This is a genomic window from Mycobacterium avium subsp. avium (genome assembly GCF_009741445.1).
Lineage (GTDB): Bacteria > Actinomycetota > Actinomycetes > Mycobacteriales > Mycobacteriaceae > Mycobacterium > Mycobacterium avium.
Window position 1 is genome coordinate 1,047,855 of record NZ_CP046507.1, and the last position, 12,511, is coordinate 1,060,365.

The window sequence follows — 12,511 nt, forward strand, 5'->3', positions numbered from 1 at the left end:
CGACGGTACGCAGAATTCGCTGTGAAATCGTTGAGAGTCAGGTCGCAGTGGGGGATTGCGCCGCACCGGTTTCCGGCCTTCCGGGGTGCCGGCCCGGCCGCTGCGGTATCACGATGAGCAGCACGGCGATCAGCGCCGCCAGCACCGCCGTGGCCAGCGGGCGGCTCCACGCCAGGCCACCCTGGGCGACGGGCTTGTCGATGAAATCGCCGACGGTCGCCCCCAGCGGCCGGGTGAGGATGAACGCGACCCAGAACAGGGTGACCCGCGACACGCCCGTCCAGAAGTACAGGCCGGCGACCACGAGCAGGCCCGCCGCGAAGACCAGGGCGCCGCGCCGGTAGCCGAAGTCGCGGGTGTCGGCCAGCCAGTCGCCCAGCGCGGTGCCCAGCGTCTGGGAGAACGTGATGGTCGCCCAGTAGAAGGCCTCGACCTTCGGCGTGTGCACGGTCGCGACCGACACCGTGCCCTGCGACCAGCGCCACAGACCCAAAGTGGCCAGCAGACAAGCCAACAGCAGCAGCGACCCGCCGGTGTAGCCGATGCCCAGCGAACGGTCGGCGAAGTCGGCCAGCACGGTGCCGAACGTGGTCGACGCCACGATCGTCGCCCAGTAGAGGACGGGGTGAAAGCGCGCGGCCAGGATCTGCGCCGCCACCAGCAGCACCAGCGTGACACCGAAGAGCGCCACCCCGGCCGCGTAGCCCCAATCCAGCGTCATCGTGACGGTGTCGCCGCCGGTTTCGCCCAGCGTCGTCGCCAACACCTTGATCACCCAGAAGCCCAGCGTGATCGCGGGCACCTTGGTCCAGGTCTGGCTCGACACCCCGTCAGCTGCGCTCATGTGCGGTCATCCTCCGTCATCGGGATGTTCAGCATGCCCACCGTAGCGTGACCGGGCCGGCAGTTCTGCTCATCCGGATCACAAACCCGCCCGGTGGCCGCGGGTGGCGCAATGACCCGGCGCGCCGCGGTTTTGGCTGGTCGGGCCCGAACGCCACCCGGCGCAATGCCGTCGGTCGCCGGCTGCGACCCCGGTCGCCGGCCCGGAAAACGCCCCTGAGCTGCGTTAGCGTGACCGTCGTGGCGCATCCAGTACCGATCGGGGGACCGCGGGCCGACCGGGCCCGACGGGTGGCCGACGTGTTGCGCCAGCAGATCCACGCCGACGCCTACCCGGACGGCCTGCCCACCGAACTGGAGCTGGCCGCCGAATTCTCGGTGTCGCGCAACACGATTCGCGAGGCGCTGGCCGTGCTCAAGCGCGAAGGCCTGATCGACCGCGGGCCCAGGGTGGGCACCCATGTCGCGCAGCGCAAATACGACCACGCCCTGGACGCGCTGCTGGGGCTGAAGGAGACGTTCAAGGGCCTCGGCGAGGTGCGCAACGAGGTGCGCGCGGCGATGCCGGTCACGGCGCCGCCGTCGGTGGCCCGCCGACTGCGGCTGGCGCCGGGGGAGCAGGCGGTGTTCATCGAGCGGCTGCGCTACCTCGGCGAGCTGCCGCTCAGCCTGGACCTCACCTACCTGGCCCCCGCGATCGGCCGCCAGGTGCTGGAGCATTCGCTGGAGACCAACGACGTGTTCGCCCTCATCGAACAGGTCAGCGGGCAGCGGCTGGGCTCGGCGGCGCTGGCGCTCGAGGCCATCCCCGCCGACGCGCATTCGGCGGCCACGCTGCAGGTGCCCGACGGCGCGGCGCTGCTGATGCTGGAGCGGCTCACCAGCCTGGCCGACGGCACTCCCGTCGACCTCGAGTACATCCGGATGCGGGGCGATCGAATCACCATGCGCGGCAACCTGTTCAGAGCCGAGCCGATGAGGAGCAACTCATGACGCTGATCCACAACACCCGCGTCGACGTGCCGGTGACCATCGACGAGTCGCTGTGCATCGAGGGCTGCACGCTGTGCGTCGAGGTCTGCCCGCTCGACGCCCTGGCCATCGACCCCGACACCGGCAAGGCCTACATGCACGTCGACGAATGCTGGTACTGCGGCCCGTGCGCCGCCCGCTGCCCGACCGGCGCGGTCACCGTCAACATGCCCTACCTGCTTCGCTGAAAAGCGTTCACCCCCAGGAACTTCCATGAGAAGACATGCCGCCCTGCTGGCGTCGGTGCTGATCGCGGTCGCCGCGCTGGGCACCGGGTGCTCGCTGGAATCCCTGTCCCAGTCGGCCGGGGTGGTCAACGTGGTGGTGGGCTACCAGTCCAAGACCATCAACACCGTCACCGCGGGCACGCTGCTGCGCGCCCAGGGCTACCTGGAGCGTCGCCTGGCCGACATCACCACCCGCACCGGCACCAAATACGCGGTGCGCTGGCAGGATTACGACACCGGGGCGCCGATCACCGCGCAGATGCTCGCCGAAAAGATCGACATCGGCTCGATGGGCGACTACCCGATGCTGATCAACGGCTCCAAGACGCAGGCCAACCCGCTGGCCCGCACCGAGATGGTCTCCATCACCGGCTACAACCCCAAGGGCGCGCTGAACATGGTGGTGGTCAGCCCGGATTCGCGGGCCAAGGACCTGGCCGACCTGGCCGGCGCCAAGGTCTCGGCCAGCGTGGGCTCGGCCGGCCACGGCACCCTGGTGCGGGCCCTGAGCCGGGCCGGCGTCAACGGTGTCGAGGTGCTCAACCAGCAGCCCCAGGTCGGGGCGTCGGCGCTGGAATCCGGTCAGGTGCAAGCGCTTTCGCAGTTCGTGGCCTGGCCCGGTCTGCTGGTGTTCCAGGGCAAGGCCAAACTGCTCTACGACGGGGCCGAGCTGAACCTGCCCACCCTGCACGGTGTGGTGGTGCGCCGCTCCTACGCGGCGGCCCACCCGGAGGTGCTGGCCGCCTTCCTGCAGGCGCAACTGGACGCCACCGATTTCCTCAACGCGCACCCGCTGCAGGCTGCCCGCATCGTCGCCGACGCCAGCGGGCTGCCCCCGGAGGTGGTGTACCTCTACAACGGCCCGGGCGGCACCTCGTTCGACACCACGCTGAAGCCGTCGCTGACCGAAGCGCTGAAAAGCGATGTGCCCTACCTGAAGTCGATCGGCGACTTCGCCGACCTGGACGTGGACAAGTTCGTCGTGGACGAGCCACTGCGGGCGGTGTTCACTGCGCGCGGGCTCGACTACCAAGCCGCCCGGGCGCGCACCACCAACCCGTCCACGCTGCGCGGCGACCCGGCGCTGGCCGGCGAGCTGTGGCTGGACGGCGCCGACACGACGCAGACCACCGCCGACCCGGCGAGCCTGCTGCGGGCGGTGCGCGACGCGCTCGGCCGCGGCGCGCGGGTCCGCGCGGCCTACGTCCCCGACACCGAGTTCGGCACCCGCTGGTTCGCCGACAAGGCGTTCTGGGTCAAAGACGGGCAGAACTATCTGCCGTTCGGCACTGCAGCCGGGGCGGGCCGCTACCTGGCCGCGCACCCCGGCGGCATCGCCGTGAATTACCAACAGGCACTGGGAGGTTCGGTATGACAGCCCAAGTGGTGGCCGATCAGGTGGTGGGCGGCGTGATTTCGGCGCCCCCGCTGGCCCGCCCCCGCCGCGGCACGCTGCGGTGGCAGTCGCGGGTGCTGCGGGTGGTCTCGGTGGCCGCCGCCATCGGGTTGTGGCAGCTGCTCACCGCCGACAAGGTGCGGCTGCTGCTGCGCTTCGACACGCTGCCCACCGTCACCGAGATCGTCGGCGCGTTGCACCGCCGGCTGGCGGCCGGCGAGTACTGGCTGGATCTGGCGCAGTCGCTGCTGCGGATCCTGACCGGCTTCGGGCTGGCCGCCGTCATCGGGGTGGCGACCGGTGTGCTGCTGGGCCGTTCGCGGTTGTTCGCCGACGTGTTCGGGCCGCTGGCCGAACTGGCCCGGCCCATCCCGGCCATCGCGATGGTGCCGGTGGCCATCCTGTTGTTCCCCACCGACGAGGCCGGCATCGTGTTCATCACCTTCCTGGCGGCCTACTTCCCGATCATGGTCTCCACCCGGCACGCCGTGCGGGCGCTGCCCACGCTGTGGGAGGACTCGGTGCGCACGCTGGGCGGCGGCCGCTGGCAGGTGCTGACCCAGGTGGTGTTGCCCGGCATCCTGCCGGGGGTGTTCGGCGGCCTGTCCGTCGGCATGGGCGTGGCCTGGATCTGCGTGATCTCCGCCGAGATGATCTCGGGCCGTCTCGGGGTCGGTTACCGCACCTGGCAGGACTACACCGTGCTGGCCTACCCGCAGGTGTTCGTCGGCATCATCACCATCGGCGTGCTGGGGTTCGCCACGTCGGCGGCCGTCGAACTGGTGGGCCGGCGGGTGACCCGGTGGCTGCCGCGCGCCCAGGACGGTGCGCGATGACCGCCATGCGCCTCGAGCTGGACCGAGTTCGGTTGTCCTACAACGGCCCCGCGGTGATCAACGAGCTGAGCCTGGTGGTGCGCCCGGGGGAGATCCTGGTGCTGACCGGGCCGTCGGGCTGCGGCAAGTCGACGGTACTGCGGGCCCTGGCCGGCCTGCTGACCCCCGACGGCGGCCGGGTGCTGGCCGACGGCGTGCCGGTCACCGGTACCTCGGGTGATCGCGCAATGGTGTTCCAGGACAACGCCTTACTGCCGTGGCGCACGGTGCGGTCCAACATCGAACTGGCGCTGCGGCTGCGTGGCCAGCCGCGGGCCGGCCGGCGCGCGGCCGCCGAGCGGTGGATCTCCGAGCTGGGGCTGGCCGGGTTCGGCGACTACCTGCCCAAGAGCCTGTCCGGGGGGATGCGCCAGCGCGTCCAGCTCGCCCGCGGCCTGGCCGGGGCGCCGCGCGCGGTGATGATGGACGAGCCGTTCGGCGCGCTGGACACCCGGACCCGCGCGGCCATGCAGCGGCTGCTGATCGACACCTGGCGCACCCACCCGACCACCATCGTGTTCGTCACCCACGACGTCGACGAGGCGCTGGCCCTGGGCGACCGCATCGTGGTGCTGGGCCGCGCCGGCGAGCCGCCGCGGGCGTCGGTCGAGGTGCCCGAGCCGCGCAGCGACCGCCCGCACGCCGAGTTGCGGGCGCAGATCATCGACGCACTCAACCACGCGGAGGCCGCCTGATGCAGATACCCGACCCCACCGCGCCGCTCCGGCTGGACTGTGACGTCCTGGTGATCGGCGGCGGCACCGCGGGCACCATGGCCGCGCTGTCGGCCGCCGAGCACGGGGCGCAGGTGCTGCTGCTGGAGAAGGCGCACGTGCGGCACTCCGGCGCGCTGGCGATGGGCATGGACGGCGTCAACAACGCGGTGATCCCGGGCAAGGCCGAACCCGAGGACTATGTCGCCGAGATCACCCGCGCCAACGACGGAATCGTCAACCAGCGCACCATCTATCAGACCGCCACCCGCGGCTTCGCCATGGTGCAGCGGCTGGAGCGCTACGGGGTGAAGTTCGAAAAGAACGAGCACGGCGAATACGCCGTGCGCCGCGTGCACCGCTCCGGGTCGTACGTGCTGCCCATGCCCGAGGGCAAGGACGTCAAGAAGGCGCTGTACCGGGTGCTGCGGCAACGCTCGATGCGCGAGCGGATCCGCATCGAGAACCGGCTGATGCCGGTGCGGGTGTTGGTCGACCCCGACAGCGGTGGCCGCGCCGTCGGCGCCGCCGCGTTGCACACCCGCACCGGCGAATTCGTCACGGTCGGCGCCAAGGCGGTCATCCTGGCGACCGGGGCGTGCGGCCGGCTCGGGCTGCCCGCGTCGGGCTACCTGTACGGCACCTACGAGAACCCGACCAACGCCGGCGACGGCTACTCGATGGCCTACCACGCCGGCGCGGAGCTCTCGGGCATCGAGTGCTTCCAAGTCAACCCGCTGATCAAGGACTACAACGGCCCGGCGTGCGCCTACGTCGCCAATCCGTTCGGCGGGTATCAGGTCAACGCGCAGGGCGAGCGGTTCGTGGACTCCGACTACTGGTCCGGCCAGATGATGGCCGAGGTGAAACGCGAGATCGACTCCGCGCGCGGACCGATCTATCTCAAGGTGTCGCACCTGCCCGACGAGACGCTGACCGCGTTGGAGAACATCCTGCACACCACGGAACGGCCCACCCGGGGCACCTTCCACGCCAACCGCGGCCACGACTACCGCACCCACGACATCGAGATGCACATCTCCGAAATCGGTTTGTGCAGCGGGCATTCCGCGTCAGGTGTGTGGGTCGACGAGCATGCCCGCACCACGGTGCCCGGGCTGTACGCCGCGGGCGACCTGGCCTGCGTCCCGCACAACTACATGATCGGGGCGTTCGTGTTCGGCGACCTGGCCGGCACCCATGCCGCCTCGACCCTGGCCGATGTGGCCGCGCCGCAACAGCTTCCGGCCGACCAGCTGCGCGAGGCGCACGAGCTGATCTACCGGCCGCTGCGCCACCCGGACGGGCCGCCGCAGCCGCAGGTGGAGTACAAGCTGCGCCGGTTCGTCAACGACTACGTCGCGCCGCCCAAGACGGCGGCCAAGCTGTCCATCGCGATCCGCACCTTCGAGCGGATGAGCGCCGAGATCGCCGAGATGGGCGCCCGCAACCCGCACGAGCTGATGCGCGCGGTGGAGGTGTCGTTCATCCGGGACTGCGCCGAGATGGCCGCCCGGTCCTCGCACACCCGCACCGAATCGCGCTGGGGCCTCTACCACGACCGGGCCGACCTGCCCGGCCGCGACGACAATCAATGGGGCTATCACCTCAACCTGCGCAAGGGCGACGACGGCCGGATGGTGTTCCTCAAACGGCCGGTGGCACCGTATTTCGTGCCGGTTCCGGAGCTGGACGGGCTGCCGCCGGTCGACCGGACCGTGCACCCGGTGCAGCAGCCGCCGCTGATCGGCGGCCAGGCCCCGGCCAGCGCTGTCTCCCGCATCGCTTCCCCCGCAACGGGTTTCGAGCCGCCGTCGCCGCGCATCGCCGCGGTGCTGGCACTCGACGAGCCGAGTGTGGCCGACCTGGCGCCCTACCTGGGTGACCCGGATCCCGGGGTACGCCGCACCGCGGTGGCGACGCTGACCGAGAACACCCCCGAGGGATACGCCCCCGCCCTGCTGGCCGCGCTGGGCGACGACGCCGCCGCGGTGCGCGCCGCCGCCGCCGAGGGCGTCCGGGAGCTGGTCGAGGTGCTGCCCGAACCGGAATCGGTTCGCGCCCACCTGGATTCGTTCGACCGGGTGGTTCGGGCAGCCGCGCTGTACGTGCTGGCCGCGCGCCGCGCCGGCGACGCCGCCCGGTACCGGCGCGCCCTGGGCGATCCCGATCACCGGGTGCGCATCGAGGCGGTGCGGGCGCTGGTGTCCGTCGACGACGTGGACGGGGTGGTCGACGCCGCCGGCGACGAGAACCGGGAGGTGCGCATCGCGGCCGCCGCCGGGCTGGCGACGCTGCGCGACGGGACGGGCCCGGCCGGCGGGGCGGTGCGCGCGCTGGTCGCCGACCCCGACCCGCTGGTGCGTGCCGCCGGGCTGGCCGTGCTCGGCGAATTGGGCTGCGGCCCAGACGATTACGGGGCCATCACGCAGGCGCTGCGCGCGTCGGCGTGGCAGGTGCGCGAAGGCGCGGCGCGGGCGCTGGCCGGTGCGGCCGCCGAGGTCGCGGTGCCGCTGCTAGGCGAGGCGCTGGGCGACGCGCACCTGGACGTGCGCAAGGCCGCGGTGCTCGCCCTGACCCGGTGGGCCGGCGAGCCGGACGCCCGCGACGCCCTGGGGATCGCGCTCAAGGACACCGACGCCGACGTGCGCGCGTACGCGCGCCGGGCGCTGGAACACCCCGAGCGGGCCGTGAAAAGCTAGTCAGCGCAGGATCTTTGCATACAGCAGGCTGTCCTGCGGTTCGGGCCCCATGGTGGGATAGACGGCGTGCCGGGCCAGCCGGCCCTCCAGGAAGAACCCGGCGTGCTCCAGCAGGCGCGCCGAGCGCTGGTTGTCGACGCTGCAGGTGGCCCACACGCGATAGACCTCACGGTCGGCGTCCAGCGCGGTGAGCAGCATGCCGAGCACCTCCGACATCAGGCCCTTGCCCCACCACCGCCGGCCCAGGCAGTAGCCGATCTCCACCGAGTGCGGCGCGGTGCGCCGGCAGCTGAGCAGCCCGACCACCTCCCCGCGGTGCCGCAGCTCGATCACCCAGGTCTTCTCGTCCGCGCTGGCGTTGAGCTTCTCGGTGATCACCCGCCGGGTGGCCGCCACGTCCGGATGCGGCGCCCACAGCAGGTATTTGGTGACCTGCGGATCGCGGGCGACCCGCTGGAACAGCGGGCCGGCGTCGTCGAGCACCGGCAGCCGCAGCGACAGCCGGGGCCCGGTGATGCGGTCGGGAGGGTATTCGGGCATGGCGGTGCGGTTCAAAGGCCGAGCGCGCGATAGGTGGTGCGGACGAACCGGGGCTGGGCGGTGCGCAGTTTGGCCAGCGACGTGTTGCCGGCGACGGCGGTGGCGGCGTCGACGGTGAGGTCGGGAAGGTTCTGGATCAGATAGATCAGGATCAGCTCGGCCGTCGGGTCGGCCTGCCACCACGTCCCGTAGGCGCCGGGCCAGCTGAACGTGCCGACCCCGCCCGGGCCGAAAAGCGGTATGCTCCTTGCCGGGTCGGTGACCACCGACAGGTTCAGCCCGAAGCCGCGGCCCACCCAGTACGGCGCGCCCAGGAAATTGTGCCGCTTCTGCGCCTCGGTGAGCCGGTCGGTCCGCATCAGCCGGACCGACTCTTCCGAGAGCACCCGCACCCCGTCGATCGTCCCGTCGCCCAGCAACATTCGCACGAAGCGCAGGTAGTCGTCGGCGCTCGACCACAACCCGCCGCCGGCGTTGCAGAACGCGGGCGGCGTGACGTGCGGCGGGCCCATCACGCCGTGCTGCAGCCGGCTGTGCTCGTCGAGGGAGTACATGGTCGCCGCCCGGTGCCGCGCCTGCGGCGAGACGAAGAACCCGGTGTCGGTCATGCCCGCCGGGCCCAGCACCCGTTCGTCGAGAACCTGGTGGAACGGCTTGTCCTCGATGCGGGCGGCGATGACACCCAGCAGGTCGATCGAGTGGCTGTAGGTGACCTTCTCGCCGGGTTGGTGCACCAACGGCAGCTTGGCCAGCTCGGCCAGCCAGGCGTCCGGCCCGTGCTGGAACGGCAGCCGCATGTAGGCCTTGGAGATCGGCCCGGACACCGAGAATCCGTAGGCCAGCCCGCTGGTGTGGGTGAGCAGGTCCTCGATCAGGATGGCGCGGTCGAGCGGGTGGGTGCGGTCCAGCGGGCCGTGCGGGTCGTCGAGGACCCGCACGCCGGCCAGCTCCGGCGCCCAGCGCGTGACCGGATCCTTCAGGCTCAGCTTGCCCGCGTCGACCAGGCTCATCACCGCCGCGACGGTCACCGGTTTGGTCATCGACGCGATGCGAAACAGGGTGTCGCGGCGCATCGGCAGCCCCGCCTCCACGTCCCGGTAGCCGATCTCGTTGACCTGCAGCAGTTCTCCGCGCTGCCAGACCATCGTCACCGCCCCGGCCAGCAGGCCGGCGTCGCACACTTCGCGGATGGAGACGCTGTTGGCGTCGAGGGTCACGCGATTCACCTGGTCAGGTTAGCGGGCGGGCCGCCACGGCCGCCGCGCGCGGTCGCCCGCGAAATTAGTGCTACGCTGCCGTGCAGTCGACATCCTTTAACGATCCGTCCGGTGAGGCGGAGAAGGAGGTCAAGTTTCGCATGGGTGCTGCGGGCAACACCGGCTCGTCCGGTGATTCCCGGGAGTTGATGTCGGCGGCCGACGTCGGCCGCACCGTTTCCCGCATCGCGCATCAGATCATCGAAAAGACCGCGCTGGACGGTCCGGACGGGCCGCGGGTGGTGCTGCTGGGCATCCCGACCCGCGGCGTCACCCTGGCCGACCGGCTGGCCCGCAACATCGGCGAATACAGCGGGGTCGAGGTCGGCCACGGCGCCCTGGACATCACCCTGTATCGCGACGACCTGATGCAAAAACCCCCGCGGCCGCTGGAGGCCACCTCGATCCCGGCCGGCGGCATCGACGACGCGCTGGTGATCCTGGTCGACGACGTGCTCTACTCCGGCCGCTCGGTGCGCTCGGCACTGGACGCGCTGCGCGACGTGGGCCGCCCCCGGGTGGTGCAACTGGCGGTGCTGGTCGACCGCGGTCACCGCGAGCTGCCGCTGCGCGCCGACTACGTCGGCAAGAACGTCCCCACCTCGCGCAGCGAGAGCGTGCACGTGCTGCTGGCCGAGCACGACGGCGCCGACGGGGTGGTGATCTCGCGATGACCCGCCACCTGCTCGCCGCCGGCGACCTGAGCCGCGACGACGCCACCGCCATCCTCGACGACGCCGACCGGTTCGCCCAGGCGCTGGTGGGCCGCGAGATCAAGAAACTGCCGACGCTGCGTGGCCGCACCGTCGTCACCATGTTCTACGAGAACTCCACCCGCACCCGGGTGTCCTTCGAGGTGGCCGGCAAGTGGATGAGCGCCGACGTGATCAACGTCAGCGCCGCCGGGTCCTCGGTGGGCAAGGGGGAGTCGCTGCGCGACACCGCCCTGACGCTGCGGGCGGCCGGCGCCGACGCGCTGATCATCCGGCACCCGGCCTCCGGCGCCGCGCACCTGCTTGCCGAATGGACTTGCGGCAACGGCGATTCCAGCGACGCCGGGCCGTCGGTGATCAACGCCGGCGACGGCACCCACGAGCACCCGACGCAGGCGCTGCTGGACGCGCTGACCATCCGCCAGCGGCTCGGCGGCATCGAGGGCCGGCGCGTGGTGATCGTCGGCGACGTCCTGCACAGCCGGGTGGCCCGCTCCAACGTGATGCTGCTGTCCACCCTGGGCGCCGAGGTGGTGCTGGTCGCCCCGCCGACGCTGTTGCCGGTCGGCGTCGAGGGCTGGCCGGTGACCGTGTCGAACGACTTCGACGCCGAGCTGCCCGCCGCCGATGCGGTGCTCATGCTGCGCGTGCAGGCCGAGCGGATGAACGGTGGCTTCTTCCCGTCGGTGCGCGAGTACTCGTCCCTGTACGGGCTGTCCGATCGCCGCCAGGCGATGCTGCCCGGCCACGCCGTGGTGCTGCACCCGGGCCCGATGCTGCGCGGCATGGAGATCGCCTCCTCGGTGGCGGACTCGTCGCAATCTGCTGTGCTGCAACAGGTTTCCAACGGTGTGCACGTGCGGATGGCGGTGCTGTTCCACGTGCTGGTGGGCGCGGAGGAGATCGCCGCATGAGCGTGTTGCTGCGCGGAGTCCGGTTGTACGGCGAGGGCGACCGGGTCGATGTCCTGGTCGACGACGGGCAGATCGCCGACATCGGCGCCGGGCTCGACATCCCCGACACCGCCGACGTCATCGACGCCACCGGCCAGGTGCTGCTGCCCGGGTTCGTCGACCTGCACACCCACCTGCGCGAGCCGGGCCGCGAATACGCCGAGGACATCGAAACCGGTTCGGCCGCTGCGGCTTTGGGTGGCTACACCGCGGTGTTCGCGATGGCCAACACCAACCCGGTCGCCGACAGCCCGGTGGTCACCGACCACGTATGGCACCGGGGCCAGCAGGTCGGCCTGGTCGACGTGCACCCGGTGGGCGCGGTCACCATGGGTCTGGCCGGCAAGGAACTCACCGAGATGGGCATGATGGCGGCGGGGGCCGCGCAGGTGCGGATGTTCTCCGACGACGGCGTCTGCGTGCACGACCCGCTGGTGATGCGCCGCGCCCTGGAATACGCCACCGGCCTGGGCGTGCTCATCGCCCAGCACGCCGAGGAGCCGCGGCTGACCGTCGGCGCGGTCGCCCACGAGGGGCCCACCGCCGCCCGGCTGGGACTCGCGGGCTGGCCGCGGGCGGCCGAGGAATCGATCGTCGCCCGCGACGCGCTGCTGGCCCGCGACGCCGGCGCCCGGGTGCACATCTGCCACGCCTCCACCGCGGGCACCGTCGAGATCGTGAAATGGGCCAAGCAGCAAGGCATCTCGATCACCGCCGAGGTCACCCCGCACCACCTGATGCTGGACGACTCCCGGCTGGCCAGTTACGACGGGCGCAACCGGGTCAACCCGCCGCTGCGCGAGGCGGCCGACGCGGCCGCGCTGCGCCGGGCGCTGGCCGACGGCGTGATCGACTGTGTGGCCACCGATCACGCGCCGCACGCCGAGCACGAGAAGTGCGTGGAGTTCTCTGCGGCCCGCCCCGGCATGCTGGGGCTGCAGACGGCGCTGTCGATCGTGGTCCACACGATGGTCCGCCCAGGGCTGCTGACCTGGCGGGACGTCGCCAAGGTGATGAGCGAAAACCCCGCGCGCATCGCAAATCTGCCCGATCACGGCCGCCCGCTGGAGGTGGGGGAGCCGGCCAACCTGACGGTGGTGGACCCCGACGCCAGCTGGACGGTGGCCGGGTCGGACCTGGCCAGCCGGTCGGCCAACACCCCCTACGAGGCGATGACGCTGCCGGCCACCGTGACCGCGACCCTGCTGCGCGGCAAGGTCACCGCCCGCGATGGGAAGTGCCCGGTATGAACCGCGCCGGC

At 71.5% G+C, this 12,511-nt stretch carries 12 protein-coding genes; 9 read left to right on the forward strand and 3 right to left on the reverse strand.

Annotated elements, in window-relative coordinates; translation table 11 throughout:
* Positions 1 to 37 precede the first annotated feature (37 nt).
* The gene (locus MAA44156_RS05255; RefSeq protein WP_029248525.1) at positions 38 to 844 is read right to left on the reverse strand and encodes a COG4705 family protein; all 807 of its coding nucleotides are present in this window, start codon (positions 842 to 844) and stop codon (positions 38 to 40) included.
* Positions 845 to 1,074: 230 nt separating this feature from the next.
* On the opposite strand from MAA44156_RS05255, the gene MAA44156_RS05260 reads away from it, so the two are divergent.
* The 6 genes from MAA44156_RS05260 to MAA44156_RS05285 are packed head-to-tail and all read left to right on the forward strand — an operon-like array spanning position 1,075 to position 7,788.
* Positions 1,075 to 1,836, forward strand: coding sequence for a GntR family transcriptional regulator (locus tag MAA44156_RS05260; protein WP_029248524.1), 762 nt, complete (start codon positions 1,075 to 1,077; stop codon positions 1,834 to 1,836).
* A complete protein-coding gene (locus MAA44156_RS05265) occupies positions 1,833 to 2,063 on the forward strand; it encodes a 4Fe-4S dicluster domain-containing protein (protein WP_003872617.1) in 231 nt (76 codons plus the stop codon). Before MAA44156_RS05260 ends, MAA44156_RS05265 begins: the two co-directional genes overlap by 4 nt.
* 25 nt (positions 2,064 to 2,088) lie before the next feature.
* Positions 2,089 to 3,477: an ABC transporter substrate-binding protein gene (locus MAA44156_RS05270; RefSeq protein WP_003872616.1), complete on the forward strand. Its 1,389-nt coding sequence runs from the start codon at positions 2,089 to 2,091 to the stop codon at positions 3,475 to 3,477.
* On the forward strand, positions 3,474 to 4,334 hold the full coding sequence (locus tag MAA44156_RS05275; RefSeq protein ID WP_003872615.1) for an ABC transporter permease: 861 nt from the start codon (positions 3,474 to 3,476) through the stop codon (positions 4,332 to 4,334). The genes MAA44156_RS05270 and MAA44156_RS05275 overlap by 4 nt, the downstream gene beginning before the upstream one ends.
* A complete protein-coding gene (locus MAA44156_RS05280; protein ID WP_003877618.1) occupies positions 4,331 to 5,068 on the forward strand; it encodes an ABC transporter ATP-binding protein in 738 nt (245 codons plus the stop codon). The genes MAA44156_RS05275 and MAA44156_RS05280 overlap by 4 nt, the downstream gene beginning before the upstream one ends.
* Complete coding sequence (locus MAA44156_RS05285) at positions 5,068 to 7,788, forward strand: fumarate reductase/succinate dehydrogenase flavoprotein subunit (protein ID WP_121035582.1); 2,721 nt, start codon at positions 5,068 to 5,070, stop codon at positions 7,786 to 7,788. Before MAA44156_RS05280 ends, MAA44156_RS05285 begins: the two co-directional genes overlap by 1 nt.
* Here MAA44156_RS05285 and MAA44156_RS05290 read toward each other — a convergent pair whose 3' ends face one another.
* Positions 7,789 to 8,328 carry a GNAT family N-acetyltransferase gene (locus MAA44156_RS05290; RefSeq protein WP_003872612.1) on the reverse strand — a complete coding sequence of 180 codons (540 nt, stop codon included), beginning with the start codon at positions 8,326 to 8,328 and terminating at the stop codon, positions 7,789 to 7,791. It abuts the gene before it with no gap.
* An 11-nt stretch (positions 8,329 to 8,339) separates the two neighbouring features.
* Positions 8,340 to 9,545: a serine hydrolase domain-containing protein gene (locus MAA44156_RS05295; RefSeq protein ID WP_009977678.1), complete on the reverse strand. Its 1,206-nt coding sequence runs from the start codon at positions 9,543 to 9,545 to the stop codon at positions 8,340 to 8,342.
* Between the two features lie 140 nt (positions 9,546 to 9,685).
* Between MAA44156_RS05295 and pyrR the strand changes: the two genes are divergently transcribed.
* Genes pyrR through MAA44156_RS05310 form a run of 3 tightly spaced genes read left to right on the forward strand, consistent with a single transcriptional unit; the run spans position 9,686 to position 12,500 of the window.
* Positions 9,686 to 10,258 carry a bifunctional pyr operon transcriptional regulator/uracil phosphoribosyltransferase PyrR gene (pyrR, locus tag MAA44156_RS05300; RefSeq protein WP_009977677.1) on the forward strand — a complete coding sequence of 191 codons (573 nt, stop codon included), beginning with the start codon at positions 9,686 to 9,688 and terminating at the stop codon, positions 10,256 to 10,258.
* Complete coding sequence (locus MAA44156_RS05305; RefSeq protein ID WP_003872564.1) at positions 10,255 to 11,211, forward strand: aspartate carbamoyltransferase catalytic subunit; 957 nt, start codon at positions 10,255 to 10,257, stop codon at positions 11,209 to 11,211. Before pyrR ends, MAA44156_RS05305 begins: the two co-directional genes overlap by 4 nt.
* Positions 11,208 to 12,500 carry a dihydroorotase gene (locus MAA44156_RS05310; RefSeq protein WP_009977676.1) on the forward strand — a complete coding sequence of 431 codons (1,293 nt, stop codon included), beginning with the start codon at positions 11,208 to 11,210 and terminating at the stop codon, positions 12,498 to 12,500. The genes MAA44156_RS05305 and MAA44156_RS05310 overlap by 4 nt, the downstream gene beginning before the upstream one ends.
* Positions 12,501 to 12,511: the final 11 nt, after the last annotated feature.